Here is a 22,042-nt window from a genome sequence, read left to right as displayed (position 1 = left end):
TCCGGCGTTTGGGCGCGTGCTTGAGGAGTTTGGTGTGGCCGAGCAGGTTCAAGATGGTCCGTCGCCCGCCAGCCAGACGGCGCCTGCCAAGCCGCAATCAGTAGCAAGCGGCTTCTGGAGCCGTTTCGCGATTCCGCTGTTTGCCGTGCTCATCGCACTGGTGTTCGTCGCGGTGGCGACCAGTCGCTGGGATGCCTGGGTCGGCAGCGCCACGATCCAGACCACCAATGATGCCTATGTGCGCGCCGAATTGACCCAGCTCTCCAGCCGCGTGTCCGGCGAGGTGCTCACCGTCGCCGTCTCCGATTTCCAGCGCGTCAAGGCCGGCGATCTCCTGGTGCAGATCGATCCAGCCGATTATCAGGCGCAGGTGGCGCAGGCCGAGGCCGGCGTGGTCGGTGCCCAGGCCGTGCTCGACAACCTCAACAACCAGGTCGAGCTGCAATATGCGACCATCGCGCAGGCCGAGGCTGCACGGTTGTCCGCGGAGGCGCAGCAGACTCTGGCACGTCAGGAGGAAGACCGTCAGCAGTCGTTGTCGCAAACCGACGCCGGCACGCGGCAGCGGCTCGAGCAGGCGACCGCATCCTACGCCAAGGCGGAGGCCGACGTGCGCGCCAGCCGCGCTGTCATCGCAGCGCAGCGCCATCAGCTCGAGGTCCTGCAAGGCACCAAGAAGCAGCGCGCCGCCGATCTCGACGCCGCCAAGGCGCTGCTGGCATCGGCCAAGCTCAAGCTTGGCTACACCAAGATCGTCGCGCCGTTCGACGGCGTCACCGGCGAGCGCCAGGTCCAGCCGGGCGACTACGTCAACATCGGCGCCAATCTGATCAACGTCGTGCCGCTGCCCAACGTCTATGTGATCGCCAACTACAAGGAAACCCAGCTGACCAACGTCAAGCCGGGCCAGCCGGTCGAAGTCACCGTGGATACGTTCGCGGGCGAGAAGCTGCGCGGCGTCGTCGAGCGCATCGCGCCGGCGAGCGGATCGCAATTCGCGCTGCTGCCGCCCGATAACGCCACCGGCAATTTCACCAAGGTGGTGCAGCGCATCCCGGTGCGGATCCAGTTCGACAAGGGCCAGCCATTGCTCGAGCGCCTGCTGCCGGGCATGTCGGTCGTCACGTGGATCGACACCGGCGAGGCGGTCGCCAATGGCGGAAAGTGACGACCGACACAGCGGTCCGGTCTCGCGCGGCGACGTCGCGCGCTATCCGCTGTTCGCGGTCGTCGCCGTGCTGCTCGGCGCGTTCCTGGCGAATTTCGACAGCCGCCTGACCTCTGTCGGCCTGCCCGATTTGCGCGGTGCGTTCTCGCTCAGCTTCGACGAGGGCGCCTGGCTCTCGACGGCTGCCATCGGCTCGCAGATCTTCGTCGCGCCTGCGGTGGCCTGGCTTGCCACCGTGTTCGGCCTGCGCCGTGTGCTCGGCATTCCGAGCCTGGTCTATGCGGTGGTCTCGCTGACCATCCCGTTCGTGCGCGACTACACGACGCTGATCACCCTCAGCATCGCCCACGGCATGCTGCTCGGCACCTTCGTGCCGGCGACGCTGATGATCATCCTGCGCAATTTGCCGATCCGATGGTGGCTGCCGGCGATCGCGATGTACTCGATTCGCGTCGGCTTCGCGCTCGACTCGTCGAGCTCGCTGGTCGGCTTCTATGTCGAGCATCTCGGCTGGCAGTGGCTGTATTGGCAGGGCGTGGTGATCGCGCCGCTGATGGGCTTGATGGTCTATCTCGGTACGCCGAACGAGCCGGTTAATCGCGACCTGCTGCACCATGCGGATTGGGGCGGCATGCTGCTGCTCGGCGCCGGGGTGTCGATGGTCTATGCCGGGCTCGATCAGGGCAACCGGCTGGACTGGCTGTCGTCGGGCACGGTGATGGCGCTTCTGATCGGTGGTGGGTTGTTGATCGTCGCCTTCATGATCAACGAAATGGTGGCGCGTCGGCCCTGGGCGCATTTCAACGTGCTGTTCTCGCGCAACATCGGGCTCTCGCTGATCGTCATCCTGCTGTACACGCTGACCAGCCTGTCGAATTCGTCGCTGGTGCCGAACTTCCTCGGCACCGTCGGCGCGCTGCGGCCGGAGCAGTCGGGCGTGCTGCTGTTCACCTACGGCGCGCTGCCGATGTTCGTGCTGGTGCCGATCTCGATTTTGCTGCTGCGCCACCTCGATCCGCGCATCGTCGTGGTGCTCGGCTTCTCGGCATTCGCGGCCGCCAATCTCTGGGGCACGCAGCTGAGCCATGTCTGGGCGCGCGAGGATTTTGTCGGCATCGTCCTGCTCACGTCGATCGGGCAGGCGTTCACGCTGCTGCCGATCATCATCATGGCGCTGTCGAATTCCGATCCGTCGCGGGCGACGGCGTTCGCGGCCTATATCCAGATCATGCGCCTTGGCGGCGCCGAGATCGGCGTCGCGCTGATGGGGACGTGGCTGCGGGTCCGCGAGCAGATCCATTCGAATTATCTCGGACAGCATGTGCAGAACGGCAATATCGACGTCGTGAACCTGCTCAAGCGGCTGGCAGGTGAATTTTCCGGCCACGGCATCGGGACCGCGACGGGGCGCGCCGTCGGCACGCTGGCGGCGCTGGTGCAGCGCGAGGCCAACACGCTCGCCTATATCGACGGCTTCTGGCTGTGCTTCTGGCTCGCGATCCTGGCGTTGGTCCTGGTCGCCTTCATCACGCGCGCGCCGGCTGGCCCGCTGTCGCCGGCACCGCTTGGCTTCGTGAAGAGCGTGATGCGCAGGCTGGGCGCCGCCGCTTCCTGATTTGCGAAGAGGCAGCGCGGATATCGCCGCCGGGTCAATTAATAGTGAATGCGGCGCTCGCGCTATGTCGCAGGCGTGTTGAAATATTTTGCTCATCGCGCGGTTCCAAGAGCGGGGGAAATGGAGCCACGATGATCGAGATAAAGCAGACGGCCGCGCTTGTTTCCCTGGCGACGGCGGTTCCACCGCATCTATTCCATCAGGGACAGGTCCTGCAAGCCGCGCGTAATCTCCTCGCGGACCGCTATGCCGAATTCGAGACGCTCGCCAGCCTGTTCGCCAACACCGGCATCCAGCATCGCTACGGCGTCAAGCCGATCGAATGGTATCTCGAACGGCGCGGCTGGCCGGAGCGAACGCTGGCGTTCCTCGAGGGCGCGGAGACGTTGTACGTCGACGCGGCCCGCAAGGCGATTGCGCGCGCCGACCTGACCGGCAGGGACATCGATATCGTGGTCACGGTGTGCTCGACGGGTATAGCCACGCCGTCGCTGGAGGCGCGCGTCGCCGGCAAGCTCGGTCTGCGGACGGATGTGTCGCGCGTGCCGGTGTTCGGCCTGGGCTGCGCGGGCGGCGTGTCCGGCCTGTCGATCGCGGCGCGGCTGGCCGAAGCGCGGCCGGGAGCGAATGTGCTGCTGGTTGCGCTCGAACTCTGCACGCTCGCGGTCCGGCACGACGAGCTCACCAAGGCAAATATCGTTGCGGCCAGCCTGTTCGGCGATGGCGCGGCCGCGATCGTGCTGCGTGCCGGGGATGGTGGTGCGACGCGGATCGAGGCGACGGGTGAAAAGCTGTGGCCGGATACGCTCGACATCATGGGCTGGACGGTCGATCCGGAAGGATTCGGCGTGGTCTTTCAGCGAACCATTCCGGATTTCGTCCGCGACCATCTTGGGCAGGCCGTCGCCGAAATCCTCGCGCGGATGCAGCTGACGGCCGATGACGTCGACCGCTTCCTCTGCCATCCCGGCGGCGCCAAGGTCATCGCCGCGCTTGAGCGGGCACTCGCGCTCGATCAGGGCACGCTCGATCACGAGCGCGACGTCATCGCGGCTTGCGGCAACATGTCAGGCCCGACGGTTCTCTTTGTTCTCGAACGCGCCTGCGCCAAGGGATTGCCGCCGCGCTCGCTGCTCACGGCGCTCGGGCCGGGCTTCACGCTCAGCTGCGTTGCGCTCAGGCACGCGGCGTGAGCTTCGCGGCGGTCATCCTCGCTCTGGTCACGCTGCAGCGTCTCGGCGAGCTTGTGCTGTCACGTCGCAACACGGAGCGGCTTCTCGCACGAGGCGCGGTCGAGGTCGGCGCCAGTCACTACCCGCTCATTGTCCTGGTTCACGCCGGCTGGCTGACCGCGCTGTGGATCTGGGGCCGCGACCAGGACGTCAATCTGGCCGCGCTGGCGGGTTTTCTGCTGCTGCAAGGCTTGCGGCTGTGGATCCTCGCCGCGCTCGGGCCGCGATGGACCACGCGGATCGTCGTGCTGCCGGGCGCGCCGCTGGTCGCATCCGGGCCGTACCGATATTTCCCGCATCCAAACTACGCCGTCGTGGTTGGTGAAATCGCGCTGCTACCCCTCGCGCTGCACCTGCCGCGATTGGCGCTGATCTTCACCCTCCTCAATCTCGCGGTGCTTGCGCTCCGGATTCGGGTCGAGAACCGCGCGCTCTCCGTTTCCGACTGGCCACGCACAAGCACATCATGAGCAAGGGGGCGGATCACCGAACCGACAGCCCATCAGCTGCGACCTGGGCCGGCTTCCTCCTGATGTGCTTCGGCATGTTCATGGCGATTCTCGACATCCAGGTCGTCGCAACTTCGTTGCCGACGATCCAGCGCGCGCTTGCGATCTCGCCGGCGGCGATGAGCTGGATCCAGACCGCCTATCTGATCGCAGAAGTGATCGCGATCCCACTGACCGGCCTGTTCACGCATGCGCTGTCGTTGCGATGGCTGTTCGCGCTTGCCGTGAGCCTGTTCACCGTCGCGTCGGTCGGCTGCGCCCTCAGCGACGGCTTTGCCGCGCTGCTGGCATTTCGCGTGCTGCAGGGATTTTCCGGCGGCGTCCTGATCCCGCAGTGTTCTCCGCCGTGTTCACGCTGTTCCCGGCGCGGCTTCATGCGGTGGCCACCACGATCGGCGGCGTCGTCGCGGTGCTCGCGCCGACCGTTGGACCTGTCGTCGGCGGCTGGATCACGCAGACCTGGTCGTGGCCTTGGCTGTTCCTGATCAATGTGATTCCCGGAACGGTGGCAGCCTCGGTCACGCCCTTGCTGCTTCCGAAGGAAGGCGTGCAGCTTCGCGCGTTCTCCAGGCTGGATAAATGGTCGCTAGTCCTGCTCGCAGCGACGCTCGCAAGCTTCATGATTGGTCTGAAGGAAGCGCCGCAACGCGGTTGGGCCGCGATGCCTTGCCTCGGCCTGCTGATCGGAAGCATTGCCGGGATGGCGCTGCTGATCCGGCGCACGCTCCGCGCGGCCTATCCGATCGCGCAATTGACGCTTTTCAAGCGGCGTCCGTTCGCGATCGGTTGCGCACTGAGCTTTTGCCTCGGCATTGGCCTGTATGGATCGACCTATCTGATGCCGGTCTTCCTCGGTTTCGTCCGCCGCCATGACGCCTTCGAGATCGGCACCATCATGCTGGTCACGGGAGTTGCGCAGCTCGTCGCGGCGCCGCTTGCGGCGGTCCTCGAAAGCCGCGTCGGCGCGCGGCGGTTGACCGGCGCGGGCTTCGCCTTGTTCGCGCTTGGCCTCGGCTGGAGCGCCTTTCAACCGCGCACGGCGGATTTTGGCGAGATGTTTTGGCCGCAGGTCGTGCGCGGCGTCGCGATCATGTTCTGCCTGCTGCCACCGACGCGCATTGCGCTGGGTGCCCTTCCGGAGGCGGACATTGCCGACGCCAGCGGACTGTTCAACCTGATGCGTAATCTGGGCGGCGCGATCGGGATCGCCCTGATCGATACCATCCTCTACGGGCGAAGCCCAATCTATGGCGAGGATTTCCGCGTGCGCCTGCTGGCAGGGGATGTCACCGCGGCGCAGGCGATCGGGCTCGATCCGAAGTTGCTGATCGACCGTCCGCCGGGTCTGCCGGACGACGCGACGGTGGCGTTCATCCGGCCGTTGGTCGAACGGGCGTCGCTCGCACTCACCGTCAACGAGGCATGGGCGATGCTCGCCTGCGTGGCGATCGTCGGACTGCTGCTCGTGCCATTCGCAAGCGATCGGGTATCGGCATCGCTGCCGGTGCCGGATACCACCTAGACCGAGGACACATTGGTTCGCCGCGCCGGCTCGATCAGCTCGCGCCGCGGGCCCGACAGCCGCTTGTACATGTGCACCATGAAGGCCATGCCGAACAGCGGCGTCGCCAGATTGACGATCGGGATCGAGACGAAGGCGGCGATGAACAGGCCCGCGGTAAAGACCGTCGCCGCGTTCTCCTTGCGCATCGCCTTGGCGTCATCAGGCGAGCGGAACCGCATCGCCGCAAGCTCGAAATATTCGCGGCCGAGCAGCCAGGCCGTCGCGACGAAGAAGATGATGAAGCCTGCGCCCGCGAACAGCACGAACGGCAGCGCGACGAGGTAGACTAGGATCGTCAGCAGCGCGGTCTTGACGCCCTCGATCGTCGCGAGCGTGACCGGCAGCGCCGTGCCGGGATGGTCGGCCGGATAATGCTCGCGCTCGACATGCTCGGCGACGTCGTCGACAAACAGGCTCGCCACCAGCGAGGTGATCGCGGGCATCAGGAAGATGCCGCCGAGCACGACGCCAAGGCCCGCCGAGATCGAGACGATCCAGGACAGCACGTGCAGCGTGGAATGGAAGTTGGGGCCGAGCATGCCTTCGGCCCAGACCTCGCCGGTGTCGGCAAACCAGCTCAGCAGCCGCTGCAGCCCGATCGCCAGCACGGTGATCAGCACCAGCGCAAGCCCGATCGAGCGCCACAGGATCGAGCGCATCGGCGGCGACAGGATTTGCGAAAGCGCCTTGACGGCGGCGGCTAACATGACTGGGTTACCTCTGCACAAATGACCCGCGAGAGGTAGACACCCAATATGGCTTCGGCAAGTGCCGTTTGTGCCGCGGTGCGAGCGTTTTCGAGCGAAAGGCTCTAAAGCGCGATGAGATTAGGTTGAATTGCCATCGCGCTTTAGCTCCTTGTTTGCGCATGATCTTTTCGGAAAACCGCTTCGCACTTTTCCGGATCATGCTTTAGGCGTCGAGCGGCCTGTCGCGGACGTTCGGCCCCCAGACACCGATAGCAATGATCACGATGACCATCGCCGCGGTGATCAGGCCGAATACCCCGCCGACGCCGGCCTCCTTCAGCATGAACGCCACGATGAAGCCGGAGAAAGTCGCGCTGAGCCGGCTCATCGAATAGACGAGACCCGCGGCGCGCGCCCGGATCGCGGTCGGGAACACCTCGGTCTGGTAGGCATGATAGGCGTAGGACAGCGTCATGTTGGCCCCCGTCACCAGCACGCCGCTGGCGATCAGCAGCACCGGCTCGGTGAGCTGCGAGAAGGCGAGGCCGAACACCGAGATCGCGGCAGCCGCGCCGCAGATGATCCATTTGCGCTCGAAGCGGTCGGCGAAGGTTGCGGCCAGGAGCGGCGCGAGCGGATAGGCGAAGGCGATGATGAACGAATATTGCAGGCTCTTGGTGACGTTGATGCCCTTCTGCACCAGCAGCGCCGGCACCCAGTTGGAGAAGCCGTAGACGCCGAACGCCTGGCAGAGATTGAAGATCATGAACAGCACGACCAGCGAGACGTAGGGCGGCCTGAACAGGTCGGCATAGCCGGTCTCGACCGGCGCACGAACTGGTGCGGTTGCGACCGCGGGAGCAGGACGCGGCGCAGCCGTCGGCGCTGCGGCCTCGAGCGTCCGCATGATCCTCTCGGCCTCGGCGGCGCGGCCATGGCGGGCCAGCCAGAGCGGGCTTTCCGGAACGTAGAGCCGCAACACCCAGATGATCATGCTGGCGGCGGCGCCGATCAGCACCACCCAGCGCCAGCCGTCGATGCCGTAAGGCGAGAGCGGCACCAGCCACCACGACAGCGCGGCGACAACAGGCACCGCCGACAGCATCACCGCCTGGTTGATCGCAAACGCCCGGCCGCGCATCCAGCTCGGCACCAGTTCGGTGATATAGGCGTCGATGGTGATGACCTCGATGCCGATCCCGATCCCGGCGATGAAGCGCCACAGCAGCAGGCCGCCGGGTGTGGTCTGGCACGCCATGATCACCGATGCAGCGCTGTAGAACAGCAGCGACCAGGTGAAGACCGCCTTGCGCCCGAAGCGATCGGCGAGGAAGCCGAGGCAGAAGGTGCCGATGAACAGGCCTGCAAAGGTCGCCGCGACGAAGGCGCCGATGCCGGAGAAGCCGAAGAAGGCCTGCGTCGTCGTGGTCATCAACCCGCTGCGGGCAAGGCCCGGCGCGATATAGCCGGTGAAGAACAGGTCGTAGATTTCGAAGCAGCCGCCGAGCGAGAGCAGGATCACCAGCCGCCAGACAAGGCCGGAGGTGGGCAGCGCCTCGAGCCGTCGCGAAATCTCGTCGGGTCCGCTTGTCGTGTTGGCGAGATCGGCGACCGAGCCGAGTTCGACGGCGCTCATGATGGTCCTCCCCGAATGGTGCAACGGCCGCCTTTCTTGCGAAGGCGTGCCGGTCGCGCATGTTTGGCAGCCGGAAGCCAGAAATCCAGACGAACATATCGAAGGAAACGTTCGATATTTTCGAACTCAGGGGGAAGGGTTGCTTTGATTCACCTGTCAAACGGCTTGTTCAATTGTCGTCCCTGCTCCCGTGCGCAATTGCGCACTAGGCAGGGACGACACTGAACCTGTTGTGCAACCACTGAGTCATGCATTCAGATCAGGAGCGTCGCCTCCCAGGCGCCGCGGCCCACCTGGTCTGCGATCAGGGCGCGGATCAGGCGGCACATCTCCTCCATGACGTAGGTCATCGGGCGGTTGCGCAAGCGGCAAAGATAGAGCGTGCGGGTCAGCTTTGGTTCGATGACTTCGCGCGCGACCAGCGATCGTGCCTTCAACGGCTCGCTGACGAAATGGGTGGTCGCAATCGTGCAGCCCAAGCCCGCGGTCAGCGCGCCGATCATGCCGCTGGTCGAGTTGAGGTGCATGATCGCATTGGCCTCGAGCCGCTTCAGCAGCACGGGATCATCCAGCAGTGCGCGCGCCGATAGTCCGTACCGCAACAGGATCAGGGGCAGCCGCGTCACCTCCTCGAAGGTGATTGGCGTTTTCTTGCCGATCAGCTTCTCGGTGCCGACGCAGAACATCTGTTCCTCCAGCACCGGCTCGGCGATCAGGTCCTTTTCCGACGGCGGATTGTAGACCAGCGCGAGGTCGACCTCGGAGCTCAGCAGATGCAGCAGCGTCGCGCCGGAGAGACTCTCGGTCAGCGACAGCTTCAGGTTCGGATATTTCGTCAGCACGGTCCGCATCAGCGGCACGCCGATCGCCTTCATCCCGGAATTGGCCATGCCGATCGAGATGTCGCCGGCGATCACGCTGGCGCCTTCCTTGATCTCGCGCTCGGCCGCCGCCATCGCGCGCAGGATGATGCGGGCATGTTCATAGAGCCGCTCGCCCGCCGCGGTCGGTTCCATGCCGCGCGGCTTGCGCTCGAACAGCGGCGTGGCGAATTCCGCCTCGAGATTGGCGATGTGGTGGCTGAGCGCGGATTGCGCGACGTTGGCCTGATCCGCCGCCCGCGACAGGTTGCGCTGCTCGTAAACCGCGATGAAATAGCGAAGTTGGCGCGAATCCATGAGGGTTCAGCGTTCTAGAACCACGAATACACTATTCGACAGATTATATTTTTCAGATAGCGTGCGGAAGCCTAACCTGCGCCGATCACAAAGCGTTTTCGAGCGAAACGGGTACCGGTTCGCATGGAGAAAACGCGTCAGAACAAGAGCGCAACGAGCACGGAGAAACCGATGACCGGGAGCGGATTGCCGCTGGAAGGCGTGAGGGTCGTCGAGATGACCCACATGGTGATGGGGCCGACCTGCGGCATGATCCTGGCGCAACTCGGCGCCGAGGTGATCAAGGTCGAACCGCCCGCCGGCGACAAGACCCGTTCGCTCGGCGGCATGGGGGTCTCGTTCTTTCCGCTGTTCAACCGCGGCAAGCGCAGCGTCGTGCTCGACTTCGCCAAGCCCGAGGACCGCGACACCATGCACCGGCTGCTCGCCAGCGCCGACGTGTTCCTGGAGAATTTTCGCGACGGCCAGCTCGACAAGCAGGGGCTCGGCGCCGAGGAGCTTCGCCAAAAATATCCGCAGCTGATCATCGCCGGCCACAAGGGCTTTCTGTCCGGTCCCTACGATCATCGGCCGGCGCTCGACGAGGTCGTGCAGATGATGTCCGGGCTCGCGGCGATGACCGGCACGCGCGACAAGCCGCAGCGCGTCGGCTCCTCCGCCAACGACATCATGGGCGGCATGTTCGGGGTGATCTCGATCCTCGCCGCGCTCTATCAGAAGCGTGGCGGCAAGGCTGATGGCGCCGACATCCGCATCGGCCTGTTCGAGAACTGCCTGTTCCTGGTCGCCCAGCACATGGTCGAGTACGAGATGACCGGGCGCAAACCGCGCTCGATGCCGGAGCGCGAGCATGCCTGGCCGATCTACGACATCTTCGATGCCGCCGGCGGCGATCGCATCTTCATCGGTGTCGTCACCGAAGGTCATTGGCAGAGCTTCTGCCGCGAGTTCGGCCTCACGGAGTTCGCCGACGATCCGACGCTGCGCTCGACCACGGACCGCATCATGGCGCGCGACCGGATCATTCCGCGCGTTGCCGCGGTGATCAAAGGCTGGAACGTGGCCGACTTGTCGGCGAGGCTCGATGCGCTCAACATCTGCTTCTCGCCGATCAATCGGCCGGAGGATCTGCTCGGGGATCCGCATGTGCTGCGTCCCGGCGGGCTGGTCAACAACGTGAACGCCGACGGCAAGCCGTTCCGCGTCCCCGCGCTGCCGCTCGAATGGAACGGCCGCAATATCGGCGAAGGCCTGAAAGTGCCGGTGCTGGGCGCCGATACCGAAGCGGTGTGCGCCGAGCTCGCACAACAGACAATTTCATCAACCGGAAACGCTGCGTGAGGCTGACATGACCCGCGTCCACGATGTCTATCCCAACGACAAGGTAACCCTGCGCGAGGTCGGCCTGCGCGACGGCCTGCAGCTCGTGAAAACGTTCCCGTCCACCGCGGCGAAAGCACGCTGGGTGCGCGACGAATACGCCGCCGGCGTCCGGCATTTCGAGGTCGGCTCGTTCCTGCCGGCCAAGACCTTCCCGCAGTTCGTCGATGTCCGCGACGTGGTCGCCACCATTGCCGCGCTGCCCGGCGCGCACGGCGTCGCGCTGGCGCTGAACGAGCGCGGCGTCAACGAGGCGCTGGCCTCCGGCGTCGCCGAGATCGCCTCGGTGGTGTCGGCGACCGAGGAGCACAGCCAGGCCAACGCCAACCGCTCGCGCGAGTCTGCGATCGAGAACATCAAGCGGCTCTGCGAGCTGCGCGATGCCAGCGCGCACAAGCCGCTGGTCAATGCCGCGATCTCGATGGGGCTGGGCTGCTCGATCGTCGGTCCCGTCGATCCGAAGGAGGTGCTGCGCCTCACCGAGAAGCTCTATGAGGTCGGCGTCGACATGGTCGCGATTGCGGATACGGTCGGCTATGCCGGGCCGAAGCAGGTCGGCGAGCTGACGCGGGGCGCGGTGAAGATCGCAGGCTCCAAGCCGGTCTGCGTGCATCTGCACGACACCCGCGGCATGGGCATCGCGAATGCCTCCGCCGCGCTCGACGAGGGCGCCCGCGTGCTCGACGGCTCGCTCGGCGGCCTCGGCGGCTGCCCGTTCGCGCCGGGCGCCACCGGCAATGTCGTGTTCGAGGACCTCGTCTTCCTCTGCGAGAGCAAGGGATTTCCGACCGGTATCGATCTCGATCGCCTGGTCGAGGTGCGCGCGATCCTGAAATCCGCGATGCCGAACGAGGCGCTCTATGGCGGCCTCGCCCGCGCCGGCCTGCCCCGCGGCACCAAGGCGAGGGCGGCGTAGCGTATTCATTGCGTAGCCCGGATGGAGCGAAGCGAAATCCGGGAAGCCCTGTCCGCGGGTGCGAGGCCCCGGATTGCGCTGCGCTCCATCCGGGCTACGAAAACGACACGCTCTCAATCATGCCTGTGCCCATGCCCGCGCTTGCGCGGCTTCTTGTCCGGGGCGGTCGGGATCATCACGACGCGGCCGTAACGCACGCCGCGTTCGGCGATGACGTGATCGGCGAGATGCCGGACCTCGCTGCTGGCACCCTTCAGGGCCGTCACCTCCATGCAGCTGTCGTCGTCGAGATGGACGTGCAGCGTCGCCAGCGACAGGTCGTGATGGCCGTGGAAATTCTGCACCAGCCGCTTCGACAAATCGCGCGCGGCGTGGTCGTAGACATAGACCAGCGCGGCGACGCACTGCCCTGACGGCGCGTTCTCCGCGCTCTGCTGCAACCCGGCGCGTGCGAGATCGCGGATGATCTCGGAGCGGTTCTGATAGCCGCGCGCCTCGGCGGCGGCGTCGATCTCCGCGAGCAGATCATCCTCGATGGTGATGGTGATGCGTTGCATGGATTATCCGTGGTGGCTCGACTGCCTGGCAGTATGACATTTATATTGTAACGTCATACCGCGCTTGCTAGCGTCGCGTTGCCGGGGTTGGTTGGACTGGTGCGGTCGTCGCGTGACTGTAACAGGTATCATGCGGGGGCATGCGCGTTGCGTCGTACTGCATGGCGGATATTTCCCGCCGCCGCATCCATTGCAGCATTCGCGCCGGTCGCCGAAGCGCAGACGGTCGCTACTGCGCCCGGCCAGTTGCCGCCGGTGACGGTAACGTCGCCGGATCTGGCGCCACCCAGGCGCGCCAGACCGTCCCAGCGTCCACGCCATGTCGCCGCCGGTGGCCGCAAGCCCGCCGCGCCGCAACCGAGCCAATCCACCGTGAGCGCCGGCATTACCGGCGGCTCGGCGACCGTGTCCGCGTCCGATCTGCAACCGACCGCCGCCAGCGCGCGGCAGATCAGCGGCGACGAAGTGAATGCGCGGCCGGTCTCGCGCGTCGGCGAAGTTCTGGAGGCGGTGCCGGGCCTGATCGTCACCCAGCACTCCGGCGAGGGCAAAGCCAATCAGTATTTTCTGCGCGGCTTCAATCTCGATCACGGCACTGATCTGGCCATCACGGTCGACGGCATGCCGGTCAACATGCCGACCCATGGCCACGGCCAGGGCTATGCCGACATCAATTTCCTGATCCCGGAGCTGATCCGGTCGATGGACGTCCGCAAGGGTCCGTACTATGCGGACAAGGGTGACTTCGCGTCCGCCGGCGCGGTCGAGATCAACTATCTCGACAGGCTTCCGAAGAATATCGTGGAACTGACCGCAGGCAGCTTCGGCTATCAGCGCACGATGGCTGCGGGTGCGACCAAGGTCGGCGATGGAACGCTGCTCGCGGCCTTCGAGGCAAACAAATACAACGGCCCGTGGGACGTACCCGACGATATCCGCAAGCTGAACGGCGTATTGCGCTACAGTCAGGGCACCGCGACCGACGGCTTCTCGCTGACCGCGATGGCCTATTCCAATGGCTGGAACTCGACCGATCAGGTGGCGCAGCGCGCGATCGACCAGGGATTGATCGACCGGTACGGGTCGCTCGATCCGACCGACGGCGGCACCTCGAGCCGCTTCAGCCTGTCCGGCAATTGGGCGCAGTCCAGCGATTACGGACAGACCAAGCTCAACGCCTATGTGATCCGCTCGTCCCTGCAGCTTTATAACGATTTCACCTATTTCCTCGACGACCCCGTCAATGGCGATCAGTTCAGCCAGACCGACAGGCGCACCGTCTATGGCCTCGACGCCAGCCATGCCTTCGACCTTCGTTTCGCCGGCGTCGATGCGCAGACCCGGGTCGGCGTCCAGACCCGCTACGATGATATCAATGTCGGCCTGTTCAAGACCGCGCAGCGCGAGATCCTGTCCACCGTGCGCAACGACCAGGTGCAGGAAGGCAGCGTCGCACTGTGGGCCGATAGCACCGCGCGCTGGACCGACTGGCTGCGCACCACGGTCGGTATCCGCGAGGGTTATTTCGCCGGCCATGTACTGAGCGACACGCCGCAGAATTCCGGCAACGCGCAGGCCGCGATGACGAGCCCGAAGGCCGGCATCGTGCTCGGCCCCTGGTCCAGGACCGAGTTCTACGGCAATGCCGGCTTCGGCCTGCATTCCAACGACATCAGAGGCGCGACCATCACCGTCGATCCCAACGACAAGATGACGCCGCTCGATCGCGTGCCGCTGCTGGTGCGCTCGAAGGGCGCCGAGCTCGGCATCCGCACCAGGGCGATCGACGGCCTCACCTCGTCGCTCGCGGTGTTCGTGCTCGACTTCGATTCCGAGCTGCTGTTCGTCGGCGATGCCGGCACCACTGAACCGAGCCGGCCGAGCCGGCGCGTCGGCGTCGAGTGGACCAACCAGTACAAGCTCCTGCCGTGGATGAGTTTTGATTTCGATCTCGCCTACACCCGCGCCCGCTTCACGGATGTCGATCCAGCCGGCAATTACATTCCGGGTGCGCCGGCCTGGGTCGCCAGCGGCGGCGTCACCTTCGGCAGCGACACCGGCTGGTTCGGCAGCCTGCGCGCCCGCTATTTCGGCCCGCGCCCGCTGATCGAGGATGACAGCGTCCGCTCGTTGTCGTCGTTCATCGTCAACACCCGCGCCGGCTATGAATTCGACAACGGGATGCGGCTGCAGCTCGACGTCCTCAATCTCTTCAACGCGCAAACCAACCAGATTGAATACTACTATTTGTCGCGGCTGCCGGGCGAACCGATCGACGGCGTCGCCGACCGCCATGTGCATCCCGCCGAGCCGCTTGCCGTCCGCCTGACGCTTGCGGCAACGTTCTGATCGTCACACCGGCGCGCGATCTTGCGCGGTCATTTCCGCAGCCGGAAGCGCCGCCTCTTCGTCAGTCGCTTCAGGAACAAGTGGCGGCGATTTTGGAAACACACTGAATTCGCCGGCCACCTCCTGGAGCGGCTTCTGCTTGTCGGCCCAGTGCAGGGCCGTGTAGTCGAAACCGTGCACGATGGTGGGTTTGACGACTTCGAAATAGGGCGAGATGTCGAAGTCGCGCGGCATGTAAAGCGAGGAATCGCGGATATGCAGGATGTCGCGGCGCGCCTTGCGGCTGGCAGCGCGCGTGATCTTGGGCAGGATCGGATAGCGCACGGCGTCGAACGCCTGCGCGATCAATGCCGAGCAGATGATCTTGGTCGGATCGCCGGAGCCGAACGCGATCATGCGGCGACGCCAGCGCTGCGGGATCGGCAGCGGAAACAGATAGCGCGCGAGATCGACGATGTTCTTGGTGTCGTAGCCGAAGCCGATGCGGTTGATGGCGTAGCGGCACACCGTGGTGCGGTCCTCGAACGACAGGCCGACCGGACGGCAGAGGCGGGTGTGGTAGGCGAGATATTTCGACAGCGGCGCGGAGGTCACGCCTTCGCCGATATTGGCCTCGATCAGCACATGCTGTTCGCCGTCAGGCTCGAACGCGCCGTCGATCGGTCCGACAAACAGCGCGGCGTGCGACCAGGTCGACTGCGTGAGGTATTTGATGATGCCGGAAATCCGGTTGTTGCCTTCGACCAGCAGCACGTCGCCGGGCTGCATGATGCTCCGCAGATGGTCCGGGTCGCTCGGCGTGAACGGCTCGTAACCGGGAACTTCTTTTTGAAGGTACCCCGCGATCCATTTACCGACGGTATCGAGCATTACGCCCATGGATTCCCCCCAGCGGTTCTATGACCGCTTGTGTTTCACTTAATCATGGTCGCAAGCTGTTGCAATTTAGTTCATGCCATCGGCGGATCAATCATGATTGATTTACCATGATGGTTGCTGAGGTCGGTGAGATGCGGCACAGTTCGCGAAGCGTTCCCGCTCTCCGCAAGCTCTCGGAAACCATGCCAGAAGCTATATCATGCCAGTGACCCGCCGCGATTTCCTGTCGGCGTCCGCAGCTTTCGCGCTGGTGCCTGCGCTGGGCGGCCGGGTTCTTGCTGCGCAGCCGCCGCCGCGCGAGGCCGACATCGTCGTGATCGGCGCGGGTGCCGCAGGCATCGCCGCGGCGCGACGGATCATTGCCGCGAACCGCAAGGTGATCGTGGTGGAGGCGGCCGGCCAGGTCGGCGGTCGCTGCCAGACCGACGCATCGACATTCGGCGTGCCGTTCGACCGCGGCGCGCGCTGGATGCACAATCCCGAAACCAATCCGATGATCCGGCTGGCCCGCTCCGCAGGCCTCGACATCGTCACGGCCCCCGCGGGCCAGAAGATCCGGATCGGCCGGCGCTATGCCCGCCCCGGCGAGACCGAGGAGTTTTTGGCGGCGCTGGTGCGCGCCAACCGCGCCATCGACGACGCTGCGCGCAAGGCCGATGTCGCCTGCGCCGCGGTCATGCCGAAGGACCTCGGCGATTGGGCCGGCACCGCGGAATTCCTGCTCGGGCCCAATTTCTGCGGCAAGGATCTGAAGGATCTTTCCGCCGTCGACAAGGTGCGCGCGCAGGATCGCAACACCGCGATCGCCTGCCGGCAGGGGCTAGGCGCGCTGATCGCAAAGCTCGGCGAAGGACTGCCGCTGGCGCTGTCGACGCCGGCGCAGCGCATCCTGTGGAGCAATCGCGACGTGATGGTCGAGACGCCCTCCGGCAAGATCACCGCGCGTGCCGCCATCGTCACCGTGTCGAGCAACGTGCTTGCGAGCGGCAACATCAAGTTCGCGCCGGAGCTTCCGAAGCGCGCGCTCGATGCCGCCGCCAAGCTCAGCCTCGGCAGCTACGATCGCATCGCATTGCAGATTCCCGGCAATCCGCTCGGGCTATCGCGCGACGACGTCATCATCGAGCAGAGCAATTCGACCAAGACGGCGCTGCTCTACGGCAATATCGCGGGCTCCTCGCTGTGCACGCTCGACGTCGCAGGCTCGTTCGGCCGCGATCTGTCAGCGCAGGGCGAGAAGGCGATGGCGGCTTTCGCCGTGGAGTGGCTGACCAAGCTCTATGGCAGCGAGGTCGGCGCCGCCGTGAAGAAGACCAGCGCGACGCGCTGGAATGCACAGCCCTTCATCCTCGGCGCGATGTCGGCCGCTGCACCCGGCGCACAGTTCTCGCGCCGGATCCTGACCGAGCCGATCGGCGCGATGTATCTCGCGGGCGAGGCCACGCATGAAACGCTGTGGGGCACGATCGACGGCGCCTGGGACAGCGGCGAGCGCGCCGCCGACGCCGCGCTGCGCAGGATCGGCGGGGTGAAGGAAGCGACACCGGCGCCCGCAGCGCCCGCCGCAAAACACAAGCGCCGCACGTCACCTCGCTCCGGTGCGATGAATTGATCGCTGAGGAAGATCAGGCACCGCTACTGGATGTGCGGGCAGAGGAGTGCCGCATAGCAGATGTCGTCCCTGCGAAAGCAGGGACCCATAACCACAGGGTTGTGTTGTAGGACTGAGCTGCGGCCCCAGCATCGTGCAAACAATGACGGCCCGTGGTTATGGGTCCCGGGTCGCGCTTCGCTTGCCCGGGACGACAGCGAATTTTTGGCGCCACTTGAGGCATACATCCGCACTCTCGCGACATGACCCGATGGATTCCGGGTTCGTGCTTCGCACACGCCGGAATGACGACTTGGGAGAGAGTGTCCCCTCACACCGGCAGCTTCAGCTCCATCAGATCCTTGGCCACCACGATGCGGCCGGAATAGTTCTTCTTTACATCCCGGGTCCAGTCATCATCGGTGACCTGCCGATCGTCGCCGGGGACGAAGTGGCTGAGCACCAGCGTCTTCACGCCGGCAGCGGCGGCGATGCGGCCGACGTCCTCGGTCGAGGTGTGGCTGTCGAGCAGATGCTTTTTCAGCGTGGCGCCGTTCTTGGTCGTGGCGACCAGGCGATCGACCGCGGGGACGTAGAGACATTCGTGCACCAGCACGTCGACGCCCTTGGCAAACTCGGCGAGCTTCGGGTTGTAGGCGGTGTCGCTGGAGAACACGATGGTGCCGTCCGGCGTCTCGAACTTGTAGGCGAAGTTATCCGTGATCGGCGGGTGCGGCGTGCGGAACGCGGTCACGGTGACATCCGATGTCTTCAGCACCACGCCGTCGTCGCTGATGTCTTTCGCGATCAGCAGCTTGCGCGGGTCGGGCCGGCCTTCGTCCTCGATCCGGGTCTCGACGTCGAACTTGTTCAGCTCCCAATATTCCTTGGTCATCGCCTCGATGCCCTTGGGGCCGAACGAATGGATCGGCGTCGAGAGGCCGGCTGCCCAGGCGTTGTAGAACAGGTTGCCGTATTCCAGATTGTGATCGGAATGATGATGGCTGATGAGGATGTACTTGACCTGCGGGATCGGCACGCCCGCGCGCACAAGCTGGCGGCTGACGCCCATGCCGCAATCGATCACGAACGGGGTATCGTTGACGACGACGAGATTGGCGGGGTTCGAAGCGCCGTTGCCGACGCGTGGCCCGCCCTTGGTGCCGAGGAACACGATGCGGGTCCGCGCCTTGTCGGTTTGCGCACGCACGTGAGGTGCCGCGAGCGCGGCGGCGCTGCCGAGCGCCAGTTTCAATGCATTGCGGCGATCGATCATGATGTTCCTCCCGCGGTCTTCTTCTGAACGCTGGTAACCCTAGCCGCCGCGCAAGATGCCATCAAGCGCCGGCAGACCGACGATGACGGCCGCGGCGATCAGCGCGTAGCAGATCGCGCGAAACACCTTTTCGCTCGCCTTGCCGAACAGCGCGGCGCCGAACCAGACGCCGATGCCGTAGATCGGGCCGACGATCAGCGAGAACTTGACCGATTCGATCGTGATCAAGCCGGTGAACCAGTAGCTGACCAGCGAGAAGAAATCCGAGGCGCCGAAGAACAGCACGATGTTGGCGCGCGAGATCACCGACGAAATCGGGCGGCCGAGCCAGTAGGCGACGATCGGCGGGCCGCCGGTCTGCGCGAGGCCGCTGCAAAATCCGGAGAGGCCGCCGACGCCGACGGAGAGGGCGACGTGCTCCTTGCCGTGATAGCGCCAGCCCGACAGCAGCAGCGCGAGCAGCGCCGCGACAAAGCAGGAGATGATCCAGCGCGTCGTGACAGGCTCGAGCACGGTCAGGAAATAGGTGCCGATGGGCACGCCGACCAGCGCGCCGGCGACCATGACTGCGGTCGCCTTGCGGTCGGCATGGGTCCAGGCGTTCGGCAGCAGCGGCGTGGCGGCGATGAAGTCGATGATCAGCAGCAGCGCCGCCACCAGCCGCGGCGCCGCGACGCTGCTCGCGAGCGGCATGAAGATCAGCGCCGAGCCGAAGCCGGAGAAGCCGCGCGCCGTACCCGACACGAAGGCGATCGCGCAGATCGCGAGCGCGATGCTGGTCGAGACGTCGGAGGGGATCAGGCTGAAGGAGGTCATGCGGGAGGCTGGAAGTGAGGTTCGATTTGCTGTCCGGCGTGCCCGCCCGCACTACGGTTCTAACGCAACGGCACTTCTGTCAGACCGTCATCCCCGCGCAAAGGCTTCGCCTTTGTCGCTGGAGGTGCGAGCGGAGCGAGCCTCGAAGGATGCACGGCCACAGACGGGGCCGTCGACCCTTCGAGACGGCCGCTACGCGGCCTCCTCAGGGTGAGGGTGCAATAGACCGCCTGCGGCTGACATTACCCGCGCAGCGTGCCGCCGGTCTTCTTGGTCACATCGGTGACGACCTTGGCGGCGACGGCGTCGATCTCCTGGTCGGTCATGGTCTTCTCGCGCGGCTGGATCGTCACCGCGATCGCGATCGACTTCTTGTCGGGATCGATGCCCTTGCCTTCGTAGACGTCGAACACGGTCACATCAGTGATCAGCTTCTTGTCGACATTCTGTGCCGCGCGGACGATGTCGCCCGCCTTGACGCTGCGATCGACGATGAAGGCGAAGTCGCGCGACACCGGCTGGAATGCCGAGAGTTCCAGCACCGGCTTGGCGCGCGTCGCCCTCTGCTTGCCTTGCGGGATGCGCTCGAGGATCACCTCGAACACGATCATCGGGCCGTCGGCGCCGAGCGCCTCCGCCGCGCGCGGATGCAGCTCGCCGAACGTGCCGAGCACATTCTGCGGGCCGATCTGGATGGTGCCGGAGCGCCCCGGATGCAGCCAGGCCGGGCCGCCGGGGACGATCTGCAGCGCCTGCATCGGCGCGCCGGCGGCGGCCAGCACGGCGAAGGCGTCGGCCTTGGCATCCATCGCATCCGCCACAGCCGAGCCGGTCCAGTGCCGTCCGATCCCCCTCGACGAGGCGAAGCCATGGCGCACGCCGGAGGCGGCGACCAGCTGGTCCTCCGGGCGGTCGCCGCGGAACACCTGGCCGACCTCGAACAGCGCCACGTCAGGATAGCCGCGGTTGATGTTGGCCTGAACCGCCGCGACGAGGCCGGGCAGCAGGCTCGGCCGCATGTCGGAGAGATCGGCCGCGATCGGGTTGGCGAGCACGAGCTCGCTCTGGCCGCCGCCGAACAGTTTTGCCGCATCATTGGTGATGAACGACCAGGTCACGGCTTCCACCATGCCGCGCACGCCGAGCGCGCGCTTGGCGCGGCGGGTGCGCAGCTGCATCGGCGTCAGCACCGGCTTGCGCGGCTCCTCGCCGCGCTCGAACGGCGTCATCGGCACCTTGTCGACGCCGACGATGCGCACGATCTCCTCGACGATGTCGGCCTTGCCGTGCACGTCGGTGCGCCAGGACGGGATCGCGATCTTCACCACGGGGCCGTTGCCGGCCAGCATGAAGCCGAGCCGGGTGAGGATCAGCTTCACCTCGACCAGCGGCACCTCGATGCCGGCGAGGCGCTTCACTTCACTGAGCGGGAAGTCGATGACGCGATCCTCGCCGAACTGCTTGCCGACCACGACGTTCTCGGACGGCGTGCCGCCGCACAGCTCCAGCACCAGTTTGGTCGCGAGCTCGAGCCCGGGCACCATGAAGGCCGGATCGACGCCGCGCTCGAAGCGATAGCGCGCGTCCGAATTGATGCCGAGCTTGCGGCCGGTCTGCGCGATGTTGATCTCGTTCCAGAGCGCCGATTCGATCAGCACGTCGGTGGTGTTGTCGTCGCAGCCCGAGGCCTCGCCGCCCATGATGCCGGCGAGCGATTCGACGCCGTGCTCGTCGGCGATGACGCAGATGTTGCTGTCGAGCGCGTAGGTGCGGCCGTCGAGCGCGAGCAGCGTCTCGCCGTCTTTCGCGCGCCGGACGGTGAGGTTGCCCTGCACCTTCTTGGCGTCGAACACGTGCAGCGGGCGGGCGCGGTCGTAGGTCATGAAGTTGGTGATGTCGACCAGCGCGTTGATCGGGCGCAGCCCGATCGAGGTCAGCCGCTTCTGCAGCCATTCCGGCGACGGGCCGTTCTTCACGCCGCGCACCAGCCGCAGCGCGAAGCCCGGACACAGCGTGGCGTCTTCCACCTTGACCTGGACCGGGCAGGGGAATTCGCCCTTGATCGGCCTGATGCCGGGGTCTTTGAACTTGCCCATGTCGGCGGCGGACAGATCGCGCGCGATGCCGTGCACGCCGGTGCAGTCCTGCCGGTTCGGCGTCAAATTGATCTCGATGGTGGGATCGCCGAGCCCGGCCCAGTCGGCATAGCCCTTGCCGAGCGGCGCGTCCGCCGGCAGCTCCATGATGCCGTCGTGGTCTTCCGAGATCTGCAATTCCGCCGCCGAGCACAGCATGCCGCGGCTCTCGACGCCGCGGATGGTACCGACGCCGAGCGTGATGTTCTTGCCAGGGATATAGGTGCCGGGCGGCGAGAATACGCTGATCAGCCCGGCTCGCGCATTCGGCGCGCCACACACCACCTGCACCGGCTCAGCCCCGTCGCCGGTGTCGACCATGCAGACGCGCAGCCGGTCCGCATTCGGATGCTGCTCGGCCGAGATCACGCGCGCGATGGTGAACGGCGCGAGCGCCTTCGCCTTGTCCTCGATGCTCTCGACCTCGAGCCCGATCATGGTGAGCTTGTCGGCGAGCTTGTCGAGCGGCTCGTCGGTCTCGAGATGTTCCTTCAGCCAGGAGAGGGTGAACTTCACGGCTGCCTGCCTCGGTTCTTGTTGGTGGTTACTAGT

The 22,042-nt window shown here is 65.6% G+C and carries 16 protein-coding genes and 1 pseudogene; 9 read left to right on the top strand and 8 right to left on the bottom strand.

The window, feature by feature from the left end:
- Positions 1 to 34 precede the first annotated feature (34 nt).
- The 5 genes and pseudogenes from ACVWYP_RS04980 to ACVWYP_RS04960 all read left to right on the top strand — a co-directional run.
- A complete protein-coding gene (locus tag ACVWYP_RS04980; protein WP_304497953.1) occupies positions 35 to 1,168 on the top strand; it encodes an HlyD family secretion protein in 1,134 nt (377 codons plus the stop codon).
- Entirely contained in the window at positions 1,155 to 2,783 is a 1,629-nt protein-coding gene (locus ACVWYP_RS04975) for an MFS transporter (protein WP_304497952.1), read from the top strand. Before ACVWYP_RS04980 ends, ACVWYP_RS04975 begins: the two co-directional genes overlap by 14 nt.
- A 140-nt stretch (positions 2,784 to 2,923) precedes the next feature.
- The gene (locus tag ACVWYP_RS04970) at positions 2,924 to 3,976 is read left to right on the top strand and encodes a type III polyketide synthase (RefSeq protein ID WP_304500437.1); all 1,053 of its coding nucleotides are present in this window, start codon (positions 2,924 to 2,926) and stop codon (positions 3,974 to 3,976) included.
- On the top strand, positions 3,973 to 4,485 hold the full coding sequence (locus ACVWYP_RS04965) for an isoprenylcysteine carboxyl methyltransferase family protein (RefSeq protein ID WP_304497951.1): 513 nt from the start codon (positions 3,973 to 3,975) through the stop codon (positions 4,483 to 4,485). The genes ACVWYP_RS04970 and ACVWYP_RS04965 overlap by 4 nt, the downstream gene beginning before the upstream one ends.
- Positions 4,482 to 6,001: pseudogene (locus ACVWYP_RS04960) on the top strand (DHA2 family efflux MFS transporter permease subunit); the annotation flags it as partial. The gene ACVWYP_RS04965 and the pseudogene ACVWYP_RS04960, both read left to right, overlap by 4 nt.
- Positions 6,002 to 6,042: 41 nt before the next feature.
- Here ACVWYP_RS04960 and ACVWYP_RS04955 read toward each other — a convergent pair.
- From ACVWYP_RS04955 to ACVWYP_RS04945, 3 genes are all read right to left on the bottom strand, one after another.
- Positions 6,043 to 6,795, bottom strand: a complete 753-nt coding sequence (locus tag ACVWYP_RS04955; protein WP_304497949.1) for a sulfate transporter family protein — start codon at positions 6,793 to 6,795, stop codon at positions 6,043 to 6,045.
- Between the two features lie 205 nt (positions 6,796 to 7,000).
- Positions 7,001 to 8,413: an MFS transporter gene (locus ACVWYP_RS04950; protein WP_304497948.1), complete on the bottom strand. Its 1,413-nt coding sequence runs from the start codon at positions 8,411 to 8,413 to the stop codon at positions 7,001 to 7,003.
- 254 nt (positions 8,414 to 8,667) lie between these two features.
- Positions 8,668 to 9,591: a LysR family transcriptional regulator gene (locus ACVWYP_RS04945; protein WP_016840003.1), complete on the bottom strand. Its 924-nt coding sequence runs from the start codon at positions 9,589 to 9,591 to the stop codon at positions 8,668 to 8,670.
- Positions 9,592 to 9,762: 171 nt separating this feature from the next.
- On the opposite strand from ACVWYP_RS04945, the gene ACVWYP_RS04940 reads away from it, so the two are divergent.
- Complete coding sequence (locus ACVWYP_RS04940) at positions 9,763 to 10,932, top strand: CaiB/BaiF CoA transferase family protein (protein ID WP_304497947.1); 1,170 nt, start codon at positions 9,763 to 9,765, stop codon at positions 10,930 to 10,932.
- Between the two features lie 7 nt (positions 10,933 to 10,939).
- Positions 10,940 to 11,887, top strand: a complete 948-nt coding sequence (locus ACVWYP_RS04935) for a hydroxymethylglutaryl-CoA lyase (RefSeq protein ID WP_304497946.1) — start codon at positions 10,940 to 10,942, stop codon at positions 11,885 to 11,887.
- A 113-nt stretch (positions 11,888 to 12,000) separates the two neighbouring features.
- Here ACVWYP_RS04935 and nikR read toward each other — a convergent pair whose 3' ends face one another.
- Positions 12,001 to 12,444 carry a nickel-responsive transcriptional regulator NikR gene (gene nikR / locus ACVWYP_RS04930; protein WP_038382678.1) on the bottom strand — a complete coding sequence of 148 codons (444 nt, stop codon included), beginning with the start codon at positions 12,442 to 12,444 and terminating at the stop codon, positions 12,001 to 12,003.
- Between the two features lie 147 nt (positions 12,445 to 12,591).
- On the opposite strand from nikR, the gene ACVWYP_RS04925 reads away from it, so the two are divergent.
- On the top strand, positions 12,592 to 14,793 hold the full coding sequence (locus tag ACVWYP_RS04925; protein WP_304497945.1) for a TonB-dependent receptor: 2,202 nt from the start codon (positions 12,592 to 12,594) through the stop codon (positions 14,791 to 14,793).
- Between the two features lie 3 nt (positions 14,794 to 14,796).
- Here the strand turns inward: ACVWYP_RS04925 and ACVWYP_RS04920 are convergent, their stop codons facing one another.
- Positions 14,797 to 15,672: a YiiX/YebB-like N1pC/P60 family cysteine hydrolase gene (locus ACVWYP_RS04920; protein ID WP_304497944.1), complete on the bottom strand. Its 876-nt coding sequence runs from the start codon at positions 15,670 to 15,672 to the stop codon at positions 14,797 to 14,799.
- A gap of 199 nt (positions 15,673 to 15,871) precedes the next feature.
- Between ACVWYP_RS04920 and ACVWYP_RS04915 the strand changes: the two genes are divergently transcribed.
- Complete coding sequence (locus ACVWYP_RS04915; RefSeq protein WP_304497943.1) at positions 15,872 to 17,284, top strand: flavin monoamine oxidase family protein; 1,413 nt, start codon at positions 15,872 to 15,874, stop codon at positions 17,282 to 17,284.
- Positions 17,285 to 17,594: 310 nt separating this feature from the next.
- Here ACVWYP_RS04915 and ACVWYP_RS04910 read toward each other — a convergent pair whose 3' ends face one another.
- From ACVWYP_RS04910 to pheT, 3 genes are all read right to left on the bottom strand, one after another.
- Positions 17,595 to 18,539, bottom strand: a complete 945-nt coding sequence (locus ACVWYP_RS04910) for an MBL fold metallo-hydrolase (RefSeq protein ID WP_304497942.1) — start codon at positions 18,537 to 18,539, stop codon at positions 17,595 to 17,597.
- Positions 18,540 to 18,578: 39 nt separating this feature from the next.
- Positions 18,579 to 19,355, bottom strand: a complete 777-nt coding sequence (locus ACVWYP_RS04905; protein ID WP_304497941.1) for a sulfite exporter TauE/SafE family protein — start codon at positions 19,353 to 19,355, stop codon at positions 18,579 to 18,581.
- A gap of 242 nt (positions 19,356 to 19,597) precedes the next feature.
- Positions 19,598 to 22,006 carry a phenylalanine--tRNA ligase subunit beta gene (gene pheT, locus ACVWYP_RS04900; RefSeq protein WP_304497940.1) on the bottom strand — a complete coding sequence of 803 codons (2,409 nt, stop codon included), beginning with the start codon at positions 22,004 to 22,006 and terminating at the stop codon, positions 19,598 to 19,600.
- Between the last annotated feature and the right edge of the window lie 36 nt (positions 22,007 to 22,042).

Source organism: Bradyrhizobium sp. USDA 3262, from assembly GCF_054060035.1.
The sequence above is the reverse complement of the archived record's forward strand: the minus strand, read 5'-3'. Positions and strand labels throughout refer to the sequence as shown.